The organism is Dyadobacter sp. CY323, from assembly GCF_021390245.1.
Lineage (GTDB): Bacteria > Bacteroidota > Bacteroidia > Cytophagales > Spirosomataceae > Dyadobacter.
On sequence record NZ_JAJUXH010000003.1, the window covers coordinates 603683 to 620297 of the forward strand.

The window sequence follows — 16615 nt, forward strand, 5'->3', positions numbered from 1 at the left end:
TTACCAAAAATGCATTTGAATGGCCTTACCAGATCAGCTTAAAAAGGCGATTATCCAGATGCCTTCCAAAGAAAAGGATAAATTATTACTCAGGCTTATCACCAAGGATAAAACGCTGACCGACAGGCTCCATTTTGAACTGATTGAAGATAGCTCGACCATACCTGAGCGGCGGGAAGATATCATGGCGACCATTGTCCGGACTTCGAAATTCAACCAGAATACGCCCGGCTGGATTTTAATGGACCTTCGAAATCTGAGCGGCGACATTGCTTATCATGTAAAAGTGACAAAAGACAAAATAGGCGGCATTGAACTTAGCTTATTCATGATCAACACATTTCTTGAAAGATATCCGGATATTTTAAAAACATACTCTTCACGGGCAGATACCTGTGCTTTATACATTGCCAAAAAGGCGCAGACCATTCTGAATAATGTCGAAAAGCTGGGCGAGGATTATCGGGTGGATTACGTGAAAGATGTAAATCGGATGTTAGGTCTCGTTTACAGCCTTTGTTCCAAAATGTATGCGCGCCAGCTTGGCCTGCCGCAGCAAATTGACTTCTAAAAATTCTCTGAAACCTGATGTTTCGAAACTCATGAAGAAGACGGCTCTGTTGATCATCGATGCACAATTTGATTTCTGCAATCCTTCGGGCACATTGTATGTACCGGGAGCAGAAAAGGATATCGAACGCATTACGAGGCTGATCGCGCTGGACGGCGAGAAAATTGACGGTATTTTCGTCACGCTCGACACACATAAGGTTCTGGACATTGCACATCCATTGTTTTGGGAGGATCGGAATGGCAATAGTGTCGCACCTTTCACGCTCATAACTGCCGCTGCCGTGAAAGCTGGTAAATGGATTCCGCGCTACGAAAAAGAATACGTGCTCACATATCTTGAAACCCTGGAAAAGCAGGGTGAATTCAAGCATTTTATCTGGCCGGAACATTGTCTGGTAGGTTCAAAAGGCGCTTCCCTGGATGATACTTTAATGGAATCTATTCTGGCGTGGACGCATCGGACCGGCCGGGATTACACCGCGATTTCAAAAGGCATTCATCCATTAACGGAGCATTTTGGAGTCTTCAAAGCGCAGGTACCGGTTGAAAATGCTCCGGAAACAGCACTTAATCAGGCATTTCTAGCTGAACTGGCGGAATTTGACCGGATCCTGATTGCCGGGGAAGCTCGTTCGCATTGCGTGGCGACCAGTATCAATCAGATTCTCAAATACGCCACAGGCCTCATTCCGAAGATCATTGTCTTGTCAGATTGTATGTCTGACGTGACAAACTGGGGGCATTTGGCAGATCCTATTTTTGAAGATGCCAAAGCAAAAGGGATGACTTTTTTAAATGCGAATTCCGTCAGTATTTGAGCGGCTGCACATGTCTTTTCGTACCAGCCAGACCAAACTAAATACCACAACTTTTGGTTTGCATTAAGATCGGTACATTACAAACTTGTACGCGATATCCACTTCATTACTTTCTATGATGCATTTATCTGTACCTCGGATTGAGGCTTCCCAATTCGACGATCTGGATCCGAGACAATACATTCTGATTAAAGGCGCCCGAGTTAATAATTTAAAAAATGTCGATGTCGCAATTCCGCGCAACAAGCTGGTAGTCATTACCGGTTTGTCCGGTTCGGGAAAATCATCGCTTGCATTTGACACTCTTTTTGCGGAAGGTCAGCGCATGTACGTGGAAAGCCTGAGCAGCTACGCGCGGCAGTTTTTGGGGAGAATGGAAAAACCGGAGGTGGAATACATTAAAGGTATTTCTCCCGCCATTGCGATCGAACAAAAAGTAAACACCCGCAATCCCCGCTCGACGGTTGGTACATCTACGGAAATTTACGATTATCTGAAACTGCTTTTTGCCCGCATCGGTCACACACATTCTCCCATTTCGGGCGATTTGGTCAGAAAAGATTCTGTTACCGACGTGGTAAATTACATGTTGAGCCATGATGAGGGCACCCGCGTGTTGGTACTTGCACCATTGCTGATCCGCGAGGGCCGGTCTCAGGCAGAAGAGTTGACGATTTTGCTTTCAAAAGGCTATAACCGCATTGTTTTGAACGATGAGGCGGTAGCCATTGAAGATATCCTTGAAAATCCGGATAACTATTCACAGTCTGGTAATCAGGTTTTTATATTAATAGACCGCGCCGGAATCAGGCACGATGATGAAGATACCCAGTACCGTTTGTCGGATTCTGTTCAAACGGCTTTTTTTGAAGGAGAAGGAGTCTGCATCGTGCAAATCGTAGGTGCGGAAAAGCGTGTTTTCTCGGATAAATTTGAGCTGGATGGCATGTTATTCGAGGAGCCAAGTGTCAACCTTTTTAGTTTCAACAATCCGTATGGTGCGTGCAAAAGGTGTGAAGGTTTTGGTAAAATCCTGGGTATAGATCCTGATCTGGTCATTCCCGATAAAAACCTTTCCGTATACGAAGGTGCCATTGCTCCCTGGCGTACCGAGAAAATGAGTGAATGGCTGGTGCCCCTCGTGCGCAATGGGATCAAGTTTGATTATCCCATTCACAGACCTTACAAGGAGCTTACTACCGAACAAAAGGAATTGCTTTGGACAGGTAACCAATATTTCCAGGGCATTAATGACTTTGTAGCCGACCTGGAATCTCAAACACATAAAATCCAGTACCGCGTGATGCTTTCGCGTTTTCGCGGCCGCACAACCTGTCCGGATTGCCGCGGGTCGAGGCTGAGAAAAGATGCATCTTACGTGAAAGTCGGACGCAAATCCATTACCGATCTGGTGTTAATGCCAATCCGGGACGCATCCGTTTTCTTCCAAAACCTCGAAATCAGTGACCATGACCGGCAAATTGCGAAACGGGTACTGACCGAAATCGAATCCCGGCTGGATTACATGAATCGGGTCGGACTTGGCTATCTGACCCTCAACCGATTAACAAGTACTTTATCCGGAGGGGAATTCCAGCGCATTAAGCTTGCTACCTCACTGGGAAGTGCATTGGTTGGCTCGATGTATATTCTCGATGAGCCAAGCATTGGTCTGCATCCCCGAGATACGCAGCGACTGGTGGGAGTACTTCAATCGTTGCGGGATCTTGGAAATACTGTCATCGTGGTCGAGCACGAAGAAGAGGTTATGCACGCGGCCGACCAGATCATCGACATTGGCCCGGAAGCCGGTACTGGTGGCGGACACGTTGTTTTTCAGGGGAATAAAGAAGATATCGAGGGCTTGCGCGATGGCAGTACCGATCGGAATGAAGAGCTGGAAGTAAAATCGCACACTCTTAATTTCCTTCTCGGAACCGATTCGATTGAAGTGCCGAAAGCGCGGAGAAAATCTTTGCACCATCTCGAAATAAAAGGCGCGAGAGAAAATAATCTCAAAGAAGTTGACGTAAAAATTCCGCTCAATACACTCACCGTGGTAACCGGTGTGAGCGGTTCGGGAAAATCCACGTTGATCCGGAAAATCCTTTATCCTGCATTAATGCGGGTAAAAGGCGAATTCAGTGAAGAAGTGGGAAGATTTGATGAACTCACCGGCAGTATCGATCGAATCGAAGCGGTGGAAATGATCGATCAGAATCCAATTGGAAAATCTTCACGCTCCAATCCGGTTACTTACATTAAGGCATACGATTACATCCGTCAAATGATGTCGGATTTGCCTCTTTCCAAAGCCAGAGGGTACAAACCTTCGCACTTCTCTTTTAATGTGGATGGCGGGCGCTGCGAAATTTGCCAGGGTGAAGGCCAGGTGAAAGTTGAAATGCAGTTTATGGCAGACATTTACCTGACCTGTGAGGGCTGCAATGGAAAACGCTTTAAGCAGGAAATCCAGGAGGTACGGTATCAGGATAAAGATGTGGCTGAAATCCTGGATATGACTGTGGATGAGGCTATCGAGTTTTTCAGATCGTCGGAGCCAAAGCTGGCGGATAAATTACTTCCTCTGCAGGAAGTTGGTTTAGGGTATGTGGGTCTCGGCCAATCGTCCAACACGCTTTCGGGCGGTGAAGCCCAGCGTGTTAAGCTGGCTTCTTTCCTCGGCAAAGGTTCTTCGAATAAAGGGAAAACGCTTTTCATATTTGACGAGCCTACAACCGGACTTCATTTTCACGATATTAAAAAACTATTGAAGGCCATTAATGCATTAGTCGAACAAGGTGACAGTGTGATCATCATCGAGCATAATTTGGAAATCATTAAAAATGCCGACTGGATCCTGGATCTCGGGCCGGAAGGTGGCGATGGGGGCGGATATCTTACATTCGAAGGCACGCCGGAGGAAATGGTGAAAATAGACGGGAATTATACGGCTGAATTTTTAAAGGGAAAGATATAATTCGAAGAAAGTCACATACATTTGTGACATAGGTCACTTAATGTTTGTGTTATGGCTTTGCGCATTTTTCAAGAAGATTTTGTTCCATACGGAAAAACTCCCGTCTCGGACTTCAATGTCATCAACATTTCCCGTGCGGGGGTTTTAAGGTCTGCTGCTGATGAAGTCGCAAAGCTGGTCGGCCTTACCGATAATGAAATCGCATATGTGCTGGGCATGACGCCCCGTAACCTTCACCGGATAGCACCTGACAAAAAACTTGGGACGGAAGCCTCAGAACGGTTGCTGCTATTGAGAAATATCATTATTCACGCCCTGGATAGTTTCGAAGGTCGTGAAATTGTAGCTCGAAATTGGCTTCGAACTGCGATCCCCGAGCTCAATGATCAATCCCCACTTCAATTGATGGATACGATTACAGGCTTTGGCGTAGTTGACGACGTACTAGGTCGTTTGGATTATGGCTTACCAGCCTGATCATTCCCGATATGCCCATCGTATACAGGATCATCCGGGAAAAATTCCGAAATCAACCACTCTCTGCAGAAGGTAGCCGACTATTCGGTGCTCGCTGGAACCCAAAAGGTATCGGTGTACTGTATACCACATCCACTGCGGAACTTGGGCTTGTTGAAACGCTGGCACATGCACCCGGTGTGCGGTATGAAGATTTGCCCACATATTGGTTATCAGCGATTAAAATCCCCGACGACATCCGCGTTTATTCCAGGTTAGAAATGCCCGGCTACTGGCAGGCAAAAAGCTATGAACGTACACAATACTGGTTGAAAGAATGGCTGGTTGAACCGGACGTGCTTGCCGTTTCACTACCCTCTGTGATCGTTCCTTTCTCACAAAATATCATCATTCATCCGCAACATAAGCTCTTTTCGGACATCGCATTAGTTTCCCAGGAACGGATCCCGATTGATCCGCGGTTGTGGCACGCTGAATAACACATTCCGTTGGGGTTGAACGCATTCAAATAGCCCGAATACGGGTCGCCATCGTAGTTATTTTGAGTAAACACAACTCGCAAAAGACTTATTGTGCTAAACCAAATCCACATTCGATGAAGCTATACAAAACAGGAAATGGCATTATTCTTGACAACGACGATGTTTTTTATCGCTTGCACGAAAGTGATTGGGATGTTGTGGTAAATCGCGACGACCTCTACGACTGGCTTGAACTCCAGATCGAAAGCCTTATACCCGTGATATTCACAGATGACCTTCCAATGCCTGAAATTCTTGCGCCAATTGGTTCTCAGGAGGTCTGGGCCTCGGGAGTAACGTATTTCAGAAGCCGCACAGCCCGGATGGAAGAATCGGAAAAGGCTGGCGGCGGAAGTTTTTATGACCGCGTCTATGAAGCAGAAAGGCCAGAATTGTTTTTCAAATCAACCGCATGGCGCGTGGTTGGAAATCATGGAACTGTGCGGATCAGAAGAGATTCTACCTGGGATGTTCCCGAGCCCGAACTGACACTGTTTGCTTCTCAATCAGGCGTTTTGGTTGGTTATACCATTGGGAATGATATGAGTTCGCGAAGTATTGAGGGTGAAAATCCATTGTATCTGCCGCAAGCTAAATCTTATACAGGAAGTGCTGCATTGGGACCTTGTTTGTATGTTCCCGAATATCCTTTAAGTGACGATACGCTGATTGATCTGTCCATTATCAGAAGTGGTGAGGAGGTATTTAATGGACAGGTTACATTGTCCCAGATGAAACGGAAACCGGACGAACTTCTTCACTATCTTTTCCGGGAAATGGCTTTCCCTCATGGTTGTTACTTAATGACCGGGACGGGGATAATCCCGCCATCGGATTTTACGCTTCAAAAGGAAGATATTATCCACATCACCATCGAACCGATCGGAACACTCACAAATACAGTAGGTTAGAAAAACAAAAAGCTGCGATCACTCGCAGCTTTTTAAGTATAAATAGAAGTTATGGTTACGAATTGCCCAGGTGAGGTGTTCCAACAAAAGCGTAGATCACGCAGCGTACAACACTTACCAGCTTTGAAACCATTGATTCATCGCTTTCTTCTTCTTTCTCATTAGTAAAGAAAGAAACCGGGCCTTCTTTCAACATACGCTCATTAAGCGTTATGCTTTCTGAAATTTGGCTGTTCTTAAAAAATGACGCCTGCTTAACCTGCGCATTCTTTACCTTCATCACAGGAGCAGCTTTTTTTGCCACTACTTTCTCGATGCCAATTTCTTTTCCTGCCTGAAGTTTTTTGTGGGCGACAAACATGTTATGTACATAACCCGTTGCTCCGGCATGAAGGCTTAAAAGTGTGAATATGAATAAAATCTTGATCGTTTTCATGGCTTGTATTTTTCAGTCGTTCAGAAAGTCCAGTCAGAATTTGTTGTAACTAATTGACCCTACAAATATATATGTTTTGTTAGGTATCTTGCAATACATAGTACCTTGTTTTTAACAAAAATTATGAAAAATTTTTTTTCACACACTTTGTTGCAAGCGGCATTATGTTTCGATTAACAGATGTAAACTTAGTTTAAAAGGTTGCAGCTGGGTAGACAAAAAAGATGAACTGCAACTTTCACGTGTTGAAGTGGGATTGACAGCCGATAAAACGAAAAACGCCAGGATCTCAGATCCTGGCGTTTTCTATTCAACTAGATCTTTTTTACTTCTCTCTGAAGAAAATGGTGATCGGAGCCCCGGAAAAATCGAAGTTTTCACGTATCCTATTTTCCAGGTACCGCAGATAAGGCTCTTTCACATGCTTTGGATTGCTGCTGAAAAACACAAACGTCGGCGACGGTGTAGGAAGTTGGATCATGTATTTAATATTGATATACTTACCACGATGTGCCGGCGGCGGATATTTTTCAATTTCAGCCTGCATCACTTCATTGAATTTCGAAGTTGTGATTTTTTTGGTTTTGTTCTTATACACTTCCATTGCCTTCTCCATTACCTGAAGAATGCGTTGCTTTTCAACCACGGAGGCAAAAATAATCGGCATGTAATTCATCGGTGCCAATTTCTCCATCAGGGCTTTCTTGTAAGCGTCGGCAGTTTTAGAATCCTTTTCAACCAGGTCCCACTTGTTTACCATGATTACAATGCCTTTTTTCGCTTTGTCTGCTTGTCCGATGATGTTCATATCCTGTCCTTCGAGGCCGAGCGTGGCGTCGAGCAGGATAATGCATACGTCCGATTCTTCCATTGCTTTCACCGAACGCAGGGTCGAATAAAACTCAATATCTTCCTTAACCCGTGACTTACGTCTTATACCCGCAGTATCCGTGAGAATAAACTCCATTCCGAATGCATTGTAATGCGTATGGATCGCGTCCCGGGTTGTACCTGCGATGTCAGTCACAATACTACGGTCTGTTCCTGTCAGCACATTCAAAAAGGATGATTTGCCGACATTAGGTCTCCCCATAATCGCAATACGCGGAATCCCTTCTTCCGGGTTTTCGATACCGGCAGTTTCAAAGTGACTAATCACTTTATCAAGAAGTTCTCCGGTTCCAAATCCGGTTTGGGCTGAAATAGCGAAGATTTCATCCCCCAATCCCAGCTCGTAAAACTCGGCTGCCGATTGGTAACGTTCGGTTGTTTCCGCTTTATTGGCAACCAGATAAACCGGTTTATCAAAGCGTCTCAGCACATTTGCAAAATCCTTATCCAAATCCGTCAGGCCCGTCATGGTATCCACCATAAACAAAACGACCGTTGATTCCTCAATGGCCAGCTCTACCTGATCACGTATCGCACCTTCAAAAATATCGTCTGAACCGACTACATAACCACCGGTATCTATTACTGTAAAATACTGGTCTGTCCATTCACCATAACCATAATGACGGTCACGTGTGACGCCACTTTGGTTGTCCATAATCGCCTTCCGGCTTTCAGTAAGTCGGTTGAACAATGTGGATTTGCCCACATTCGGACGACCTACTATTGATATTATATTTGCCATTTCTTAAAATTAATGTAATCCAAGTGGTTTAAAATGACCACTTTTCGTTCGTTTGTTAAATTTACTCCTGGTACCCCAGCTGACGCAGTTTGTTTTCTTTGCTTCTCCAGTCCGGTTCTACCTTCACATGTTGTTCCAGAAAAACCTTTTTTCCGAAAAATTCTTCCAGATCCTGCCTGGCCTGAATACCTACTTTTTTAAGCATTTCTCCTTTTTCTCCGATAATAATGCCCTTTTGACTTTTACGTTCCACGAGAATCTCAGCCCGGATCACGATCATATCGTCCCGTTCCTTAAATTCCGTAATCACTACCTCGGAGCTGTATGGAATCTCCTGGCGGTAATTCAGAAAAATCTTTTCGCGGATCATTTCGGAAGCGAAGAAACGCTCGGGTTTATCGGTAAGTTCATCCTCATCGAAATACCTGGGATGAAATGGAAGGCGGGTAATTACAGCATCGAACAGTGTTCCGATGTTCGCATTCTCAAGTGCAGATATAGGTACAATGGCAGCCGGACTGATTTCATTTTCCCACTCGGCCATTTTTGATTTTACCTGCTCGTCATTCGATAAATCGATCTTATTCAGTACAAGAACAACGGGCGCATCTGCTCGTTTCAACAAAGGTAATACCTCGTGTTCTGCGGCTTTCTCCCCTACTTCTACTACAAACAAAACCACGTCTGCGTCCTCGAGTGAGCCTTTTACAAAGGTCATCATCGAATCATGAAGCTTGTAGGCTGGCTTTATTACACCTGGCGTATCGGAGTACACGAGCTGAAAAGGGATGTCTTCGTACACTCCATTGAGGATACCAAGTATGCGATGCCTTGTAGTTTGCGCTTTTGAGGTAATTATTGACATTCTCTCACCTACCAGCACATTCATGAGCGTCGATTTACCAACATTCGGCCTGCCTATAATGCTGACAAAGCCTGCCCGCTGATTCCGTAAAGGTGGATTTGCTTCCGGTTTTTCTTCCATATTGTTACTATTTCAAAGCTTGCGCTTCTAATTATTCTGCAAAACTACGGTTTTCCCGCCATGAAATTGCAATTTCATAATGCGCTGACTCACACTCCGGTTCATATTTATAGAAGAAATTTTTTCAAGAAAAGTTGTTTTTTGCGAGATATCCCCGTATGTTTGCACTCCAATTCAACGACACCGCGGGATGGAGCAGTTGGTAGCTCGTTGGGCTCATAACCCAAAGGTCGCTGGTTCGAGTCCAGCTCCCGCTACACAGAAAGGTCACTATCGAAAGTTAGTGGCCTTTTTTCTTGTCTGGATAAAGCAATCGATGGCTCGTTGGGGCCGATCGCGGCTCCGGAGTGCGACTCGCGATCATATCCCAAAGGTCGTTGGTTCGAGCGGCAGGCGATCCTGTCCAGCTCCCGCTACACAGAAAGGTCACTATCGAAAGTTAGTGGCCTTTTTTTATGTCTGAAAAATTATCTTATGTTTGAACATCTGGTTCAACATTCAACCGAAATGCTTATCTATGATTAATTCTGCCTGGCTTAGGAGCCCGGACAATCGTCTGAAGCTGCTGGTTCTTGCTTTCGCAATCCTCCTTCTCCCATTTATTGCACTTTCATTCTTCACCTTCCCCACAACAGATGACTATTGTCACACACTGACGGTCAATGATATGGGTTACTGGGCTTACCAAAAACACTACTGGCTTACCTGGTCGGGGCGGTACATCGGCACACTGATATCTTCCACCCAGCCTCTGACTTACGGATCATACTTTGGTTACAAGCTTGCACCGGCAATCCTGATATTAATTTACGTTCATGCGTTCATCACGTTTGCGAAAGCAATTACGAATAATAGGTTTCCTGCCTGGCAAACTACATTACTGGCCTTCCTCTTATTATTCGTTTTTATAGCTGAAATGCCGTCGGTCGCCGGCTACTTTTATTGGTATACTGGCTACTACTACACGATCGCTGACATTGGCACCCTTTATTTATTATCGTATTTCTTCCGGCATTATAATACGCTGAGCACAAGGGATATCGCATTGCTTTCAGTAGGAATTATCTTATTAGTTGGAATGAATGAATATACGCTCGTATGGCTGGTCATTCTTTCCGGTTCCTTGTTCTTTTTCAAAAGTATTATTGACAAAAAACTGCAATCCAGGCTGTTGATTTTATGCCTAATTGCTTTGGCATTCGGTATTCTTTCTGTGACGGCACCGGGAAATGCAGCCAGGGCCGATTCGGGGCTTTACCCAACGCCATTAAAGTACAATTTGCTTTTTGCGATCAAAAATAGTTTTGTCTGGGAAATGCATAATTTCTCGAAAATGGCGCCTGCATTATGTGTACTGACGCTGGTCCTCATCCCATTTGCATGTCAGCTTTATAATTCAAAAAAAGAAGGTGAGTTTGTTTTTCTTTCCGTTCACCCGGCGTTATCTCTGCTTGTTTTTGCAGGCTGTTTGTATCTGAGCTATTTTCCGTCGTATTGGTCTATTGCTGAGCCACCTAATCTTCGCGGCCAATGCGTGATAAACTTCTGGACTTTGATAGGCTGGACATTTAATGTATTTGTTTTAACCTTTTATGCATTAAAAAAAGGGCTCATCACACCAGTTATAAACCTCGGTGCGCTGGGCTGGGTTGTGGGGCTTTACTTTCTTAGTCTTTATATGAGCAATTTCAATTACCGCTCGGCCTGGTCCGATTTGCTTACTGGCCGCGCAGCCCGATTTAACAAAGAAATGGTTGCCCGCACCGCACTCGTTCTCAATACAAAAGAAGCGCAGGTAACCGTACCAAAACTTAAAAATGTCCCCTACACCATTCTGATTGCAGGAGAAGAGTGGGATCCGGCCTGGGCATCCATGGAAGTTAACAATGGATGTGCTGAGTGGTATTTTAAGAAAAAGTTTTTCTATAAATAATTTTTGTCTACCTTTGCAAGCCAAAATTAGAGATCGACAGAGATTATATCGCAATAATTTGATACTGAGATGAAACGTACCTTTCAACCATCGAATCGCAAGAGGAGAAATAAGCACGGATTCCGTGAAAGAATGTCAACAGCCAATGGTCGCAAAGTAGTTGCTGGCCGTCGCAAAAAAGGCCGTTGGAAATTAACAGTTTCTGACGAAAAACGTCACAAGCAATAATCCAGGTTTTAAGGTTTGTAGAGGACGCCTAGTCTTTCATAGTCTGATAAGTTCGAAATTCTCAAACTTATCAGACATTTTTTCTACAAGAAACTTGAAACAAACATTTGGTAAAAATGAGCGTTTATGTAACCCCCGATTAATCGGACGGGTTTTTAAAAGAGGTAGCACGGAGGTCCACACGTTCTACCTTTTTCCTTTTCGGGTGTTGTACGTTTACGAACTGCAAAACCCTCCCACACATCCCCAGGTGCTTTTTTCCATTCCCAAAAAGCAGTTCAAAAAGGCGGTTGACCGCAACCTGATCCGGCGACGTTGCAAAGAAGCTTATCGGCTGAATAAAGAAAATCTCCTTTCATTGCCGATTGATTCAAGACCTTCCTACATTGCTTTTTTATTTCTGGCAAAAGAAATAACTTCATATGACGTTATTGAAACGGCAATGAAGCAGTTACTCAAACGACTTGAAAAGTTGCCCGCCTCTCATTCGAAAAATCAATCTAATTCCTGAACATAGATGAAAAAGTATTTTCGCTCCATTTTGCTTGCTGCACCTGTTCTCGGCGGGCTGGCATTTTTCTCATTTCGTCAGGATGACCGTCTGTTCGAAATCGCCCGCAACCTGGACATATATGCAACGCTTTTCAAGGAGTTGAATGCTTATTATGTGGATGAGATCAATCCTAATCTGCTCATCAAAACCAGCATTGACAACATGCTGCGTTCGCTGGATCCGTACACGGTTTACTACGCGGAAGATGACATTGAGGATTACATGACCATGACTACCGGAAAGTATAATGGCATTGGCGCGATCGTCAATTCCGCCGATGGGAAGCATACCGTTATGATGGTGTATGAAGAAACTCCTGCACAGAAAGCGGGGCTGCAACTGGGTGACGAAATCACAAAAATCAATGGAATTAATCTTTCTGATCGAGAAGACTTTGACACCGGGAAGTTGCTGAAAGGTCAGACGCAGACCAGCGTGACACTTACGGTAAAACGTTATGGTATTACTAAACCACTCGACATTACCTTAAATCGTGATATCGTTAAGGTCACGAATGTACCTTACTATGGTATGCTCAACGAGTCTGTCGGATACATTGATCTTAAAGACTTTACAGCCACAGCTTCCCGGGAAGTTCGTAATGCATTTCAGGAGTTGAAAACAAAAGGAATGAAGTCAGTCGTTCTCGACCTCCGGGACAATCCGGGTGGATTGTTGAATATGGCGATTGAGATATCAAACATTTTTATCGCCAAAGGAGAAGAGATTGTTTCGACTAAAGGAAAAGTAAGTGAATGGAACAAAACGTATACCGCGTACAATCCCGCTCTCGATACCGAAATACCGGTTATAGTACTGACAAACAATCGCAGTGCTTCTGCCGCAGAAATTGTTTCAGGGGTTATTCAGGATTATGATCGCGGCGTATTGATCGGTCAGCGTACATATGGGAAAGGTTTGGTGCAGACTACGCGGGATCTTTCTTTTAATACAAAAATGAAAATCACCACTGCCAAATACTACATTCCCAGTGGCAGATGCATTCAGGCAATTGATTATAGCCACAGAAATGACGACGGAAGTGTTGGTAAAATCCCGGATTCGCTCATGACCGCATTTAAGACACATAATGGCAGACCTGTTTTCGATGGCGGTGGAATTTTACCCGATATTCTGACAGAAAAAGAGACTTACTCTCCATTAGCTACGTCACTGGGACGCAACCGGCTTTTCTTTGACTTCGCGGTCAAATATCATTTCGAACATCCGACCATTAAGCCGGCAAAAGAATTCCATATAACAGATGCGGATTATGCTGCTTTTGTCAAATGGCTTGGTGACAAAGAATACGATTACACGACTCAGGTCGAACGTGACCTGAATGACCTTGAAGCTTCTGCAAAGAAAGAAAAATCGCTGGAAGTAATTGAAGATCAACTTAAAGCATTGAAATCAAAACTGACACACAGTAAGGATAACGATTTGCAGATTTTCAAACCTGAAATCAAAAAAATCCTGGAAGAAGAGATCATCAAACATTATTATCTTGAAAAAGGAATGCGGGAAGCTTCGTTCAATGAAGATCCCGAAGTAAAAGCTGCGATTGCGCTTTTTAAAGAACCGGCCAGGTACAACGAAATTCTGAAAAAGAAATAATTTTCCAGCCCGTCCCATTCGACGGGCTTTCGCTTTATGCTCATAGTAAGTATTGATACATCCATTCGTGGCTGTTCCGTGGCTGTCCACGGAGACAAAGGCATTTTATCTTCGTATGACTTGCATACCGACAAATCATCGTCGTCGATGCTGACAACACTAGTCAAAAGCGCTGTTGAACAGGCGGGCTATCAACTTTCGGATCTGGATGCGGTCGCAGTTGCAAAAGGGCCTGGTTCTTATACCGGCTTGCGCGTAGGTGTTTCTACTGCGAAAGGACTTTGTTATGCGCTGGAAAAACCACTGATTGCCATCAATACATTAGAAGCGATGTCGCTGCAACTCAGCCCGATTTTTAAAAGGCATTTACTCTGCCCGATGATCGATGCGAGGCGAATGGAAGTTTATACAGCCGTTTTTGACGATCAGAATCAATTTGTTCAGCAAACCCAGGCAGTGATCTTAAATGAAGAATCGTTTGCTGATTTACTAAAAGATCATCCGATCGTTTTTTTTGGAGATGGTGCTGTTAAATGCAAATCGTTGCTGGGCAGTCACTCCAATGCGATTTTTTCCGAGGTTGACATCTACCCTTCGGCCCGGACCATCGGGGAACTGGCGAGATCTGCATTTAGCCGAAACGAGTTTGTGGATGTACCTACATTCGAGCCTTATTATCTTAAAGATTTTATGTCCCCGGCCCTGAAAAAGGCCCGCGTATTTGCGTAAAGAATTGCGTTTTCTTGATTCGTGATAAACAAAGCCGCCATTTTTCGTGTTAACCTTAATGCAAATCACATTTTAAAATGGAAACTGAGGAAATTGTAAATAAGGTTGCGAACAGTGGCATCGTTTCGCTGGATCTTGAAGAGCTTTATCCGGTGGGCGAGCGTATACTTTTTGATATAAAAGACAATTTGTGGCAAGGAATGATCCTGCGTGAGAAGGATTTCAGGGAATTTCTCAAAACGCATGACTGGGCACAATATCAGGGTAAAAATGTCGCTGTTACCTGTACCGAAGATGCCATTATTCCTACCTGGGCATATATGCTTCTGGCTGTTCAGCTTGAACCTTATGCTAATGTAATCGTTTTCGGAGATTTAAATGCTTTGGAAGACAAGCTCTTTGCGAATGCAATTACCCAAATAACGATTGAAGAATTCCGCGGAAAACGCGTTGTCGTGAAAGGTTGCAGCAAAGTTCCTGTGCCCGTTTCGGCTTATATGGAAATCAGCCGGTTGCTCAAACCCATTGTACAAAGCTTAATGTTCGGTGAACCGTGCAGTACAGTGCCGGTTTATAAGAAGCCCAAATCTTCTTCCATCTCAATCGACTGATCACAATCTTCTTTCAATAATCGGAATGTCATCCGGTGGTAGGAACACGGGCCATGTGTGCCTATTGCTTTGCGATGATGGATTGTCGGGTAGCCGACATTGTGGTCCCAGCCGTAATGTGGAAATAGGTTGGATAAGTTCGCCATTAGCTCATCCCGATAATTTTTAGCCAAAACCGATGCCGCCGCAATCGACAGGTAATGTGCATCACCTTTGATAATGCAGGTGTGCGGGATCATCGGATAGGGCGTAAAACGGTTTCCGTCGACAAGCAAATGTTCCGGCTTCATCCGGAGCTTATCCACCGCCCGGTGCATGGCGAGAAAGCTGGCTTTCAGAATGTTAATTTTATCAATCTCCACATTATCCACCTCAGCCACGGCCCACGAAAGTGATTCGCGGATGATTTCTTTTTCAAGTTCCAGCCTTTGAACTTTTGTAAGTTGCTTTGAATCTGTGAGAAACGAATGCTTGTAATCGCGTGGCAAAATTACCGCTGCCGCCACGACAGGTCCGGCCAGACAACCTCTCCCTACCTCATCCAGGCCCGCCTCAATTACCTCAATATTATAATATGGTCTCAGCATCAATCTTCAAGAATATTGGCCATAAAGGTGCTTTTGGTACCGATCGCCAGTAATAAAAACGTCACTGCCCAGTAGAGATAAACCCGGTAAAAATCTTTAATATCCCGGGAAAGTACATCTCTGGACTTCACTTTTTCCAGCTGGTCTATTTGTTTAAAAACACTTTCAAGCGCAGTATTATCCGTTGCACGAAAATACTTTCCATTACCCAAACCTGCAATATTTTGCAACTCTCCTTCATCAATTAATGCACGTGCGAGAGTACTGTCGGTGCTGGCCGCCTTCTTAATCCGTCCGACAGAAATGGTATACACTTTTACCCCAAAAGCATTGGCAAGCTGGGCGGCTGTCGTCGGTCCCAGATTGCCCGAAGTGTTATCGCCATCACTGATCAATATCGCCACTTTACTCTCACCCTTTGTTTCTCTCATCCGGTTCACGGCCACTGCCAGCGCACTACCAATCGCCGTTCCCGCAGTCGGGATCATCTTTGCATTAATTTCATCAAGAAATCCATTGAGCAGCTCATAATCCGTAGTAAGCGGACAAAGCGAAACGGCTTCCCCCGCAAAAACGATCAGCCCGATGCGATCCTGAAAACGGCCTTTAATAAATTGTCTCGCTACTTTTTTTGCGGCCTCCAACCGGTTTGGGCTAAGATCCTTTTCTGTCATGGAATCAGAAATGTCCAAAAGAAGCATAATGTCAATTCCCTCGGAATACTGGTCGGTACGCTCCGAGATGATCTGAGGCCGGGCCAATGCCATCAGGATCAGGCATAATGCGAGGCCGACACAGGCTGGCTGTACAAAACGCAAAAGGGTAAGCCATTGAACCGTATTGCTTTGCGGCGTATAGGTGATTGCCAGGCGCTGTTTGTGCTTTCGGTGCAATACCTTTCGGAGCAGGAAAAGCACGGGAATAAATGGAATCAGATACAGAAAATAGGGATATACCCAGTCATAGGATCTCAGGACCTCGAAACCAAACCATCTGGGTGAAAACCAATTATCCATGTGC

17 protein-coding genes and 1 tRNA gene are annotated in these 16615 nt (G+C 44.6%); 13 read left to right on the top strand and 5 right to left on the bottom strand.

Translation table 11 applies throughout. The features are described from left to right. Positions 1 to 19: 19 nt before the first annotated feature. The 6 genes from LZG72_RS08775 to LZG72_RS08800 all read left to right on the top strand — a co-directional run bounded on the left by LZG72_RS08775 (position 20) and on the right by LZG72_RS08800 (position 6280). Positions 20 to 571 (top strand): hypothetical protein, encoded by a 552-nt coding sequence (locus LZG72_RS08775; protein ID WP_233870339.1) that lies wholly within the window; start codon positions 20 to 22, stop codon positions 569 to 571. A 31-nt stretch (positions 572 to 602) separates the two neighbouring features. Then, the gene (locus tag LZG72_RS08780) at positions 603 to 1391 is read left to right on the top strand and encodes a nicotinamidase (RefSeq protein ID WP_233870342.1); all 789 of its coding nucleotides are present in this window, start codon (positions 603 to 605) and stop codon (positions 1389 to 1391) included. Between the two features lie 115 nt (positions 1392 to 1506). Continuing rightward, a complete protein-coding gene (gene uvrA / locus LZG72_RS08785; protein ID WP_233870345.1) occupies positions 1507 to 4371 on the top strand; it encodes an excinuclease ABC subunit UvrA in 2865 nt (954 codons plus the stop codon). Positions 4372 to 4422: 51 nt separating this feature from the next. Continuing rightward, positions 4423 to 4848, top strand: coding sequence for an antitoxin Xre-like helix-turn-helix domain-containing protein (locus LZG72_RS08790; RefSeq protein WP_233870348.1), 426 nt, complete (start codon positions 4423 to 4425; stop codon positions 4846 to 4848). A gap of 11 nt (positions 4849 to 4859) precedes the next feature. Beyond that, positions 4860 to 5327, top strand: a complete 468-nt coding sequence (locus LZG72_RS08795) for an RES family NAD+ phosphorylase (RefSeq protein WP_233870351.1) — start codon at positions 4860 to 4862, stop codon at positions 5325 to 5327. Positions 5328 to 5443: 116 nt separating this feature from the next. Continuing rightward, positions 5444 to 6280 carry a fumarylacetoacetate hydrolase family protein gene (locus tag LZG72_RS08800; protein ID WP_233870355.1) on the top strand — a complete coding sequence of 279 codons (837 nt, stop codon included), beginning with the start codon at positions 5444 to 5446 and terminating at the stop codon, positions 6278 to 6280. 55 nt (positions 6281 to 6335) lie between these two features. Here LZG72_RS08800 and LZG72_RS08805 read toward each other — a convergent pair whose 3' ends face one another. From LZG72_RS08805 to era, 3 genes are all read right to left on the bottom strand, one after another. Then, positions 6336 to 6716 (bottom strand): hypothetical protein, encoded by a 381-nt coding sequence (locus tag LZG72_RS08805; RefSeq protein WP_233870358.1) that lies wholly within the window; start codon positions 6714 to 6716, stop codon positions 6336 to 6338. A 325-nt stretch (positions 6717 to 7041) separates the two neighbouring features. Beyond that, a complete protein-coding gene (gene der, locus LZG72_RS08810; RefSeq protein ID WP_233870361.1) occupies positions 7042 to 8352 on the bottom strand; it encodes a ribosome biogenesis GTPase Der in 1311 nt (436 codons plus the stop codon). Between the two features lie 61 nt (positions 8353 to 8413). Continuing rightward, the gene (gene era, locus LZG72_RS08815; RefSeq protein WP_233870364.1) at positions 8414 to 9337 is read right to left on the bottom strand and encodes a GTPase Era; all 924 of its coding nucleotides are present in this window, start codon (positions 9335 to 9337) and stop codon (positions 8414 to 8416) included. 184 nt (positions 9338 to 9521) lie between these two features. Here era and LZG72_RS08820 point away from each other — a divergent pair. The 7 genes from LZG72_RS08820 (at position 9522) to LZG72_RS08850 (ending at position 15008) form a co-directional block, all read left to right on the top strand. Further along, a tRNA-Met gene (locus LZG72_RS08820) sits at positions 9522 to 9594 on the top strand. A gap of 260 nt (positions 9595 to 9854) precedes the next feature. Further along, a complete protein-coding gene (locus LZG72_RS08825) occupies positions 9855 to 11270 on the top strand; it encodes a hypothetical protein (protein ID WP_233870367.1) in 1416 nt (471 codons plus the stop codon). 69 nt (positions 11271 to 11339) lie between these two features. After that, positions 11340 to 11498, top strand: a complete 159-nt coding sequence (gene rpmH / locus LZG72_RS08830; RefSeq protein ID WP_015813300.1) for a 50S ribosomal protein L34 — start codon at positions 11340 to 11342, stop codon at positions 11496 to 11498. Between the two features lie 94 nt (positions 11499 to 11592). Then, positions 11593 to 12009, top strand: a complete 417-nt coding sequence (gene rnpA / locus LZG72_RS08835) for a ribonuclease P protein component (protein ID WP_233870370.1) — start codon at positions 11593 to 11595, stop codon at positions 12007 to 12009. A 6-nt stretch (positions 12010 to 12015) separates the two neighbouring features. Beyond that, entirely contained in the window at positions 12016 to 13668 is a 1653-nt protein-coding gene (locus LZG72_RS08840) for a S41 family peptidase (RefSeq protein WP_233870373.1), read from the top strand. 36 nt (positions 13669 to 13704) lie between these two features. Further along, positions 13705 to 14397, top strand: coding sequence for a tRNA (adenosine(37)-N6)-threonylcarbamoyltransferase complex dimerization subunit type 1 TsaB (gene tsaB, locus LZG72_RS08845; RefSeq protein WP_233870376.1), 693 nt, complete (start codon positions 13705 to 13707; stop codon positions 14395 to 14397). A 77-nt stretch (positions 14398 to 14474) separates the two neighbouring features. Beyond that, positions 14475 to 15008, top strand: coding sequence for a DUF2480 family protein (locus tag LZG72_RS08850; RefSeq protein ID WP_233870379.1), 534 nt, complete (start codon positions 14475 to 14477; stop codon positions 15006 to 15008). Here LZG72_RS08850 and LZG72_RS08855 read toward each other — a convergent pair. Together LZG72_RS08855 and LZG72_RS08860 are read right to left on the bottom strand one after the other, a co-directional pair. Continuing rightward, positions 14969 to 15595 (bottom strand): ribonuclease HII, encoded by a 627-nt coding sequence (locus tag LZG72_RS08855; RefSeq protein WP_233870382.1) that lies wholly within the window; start codon positions 15593 to 15595, stop codon positions 14969 to 14971. The two genes, LZG72_RS08850 and LZG72_RS08855, sit on opposite strands and share 40 nt — an antisense overlap. Continuing rightward, positions 15595 to 16611 (bottom strand): VWA domain-containing protein, encoded by a 1017-nt coding sequence (locus tag LZG72_RS08860; RefSeq protein WP_233870385.1) that lies wholly within the window; start codon positions 16609 to 16611, stop codon positions 15595 to 15597. The genes LZG72_RS08855 and LZG72_RS08860 overlap by 1 nt, the downstream gene beginning before the upstream one ends. Positions 16612 to 16615: the final 4 nt, after the last annotated feature.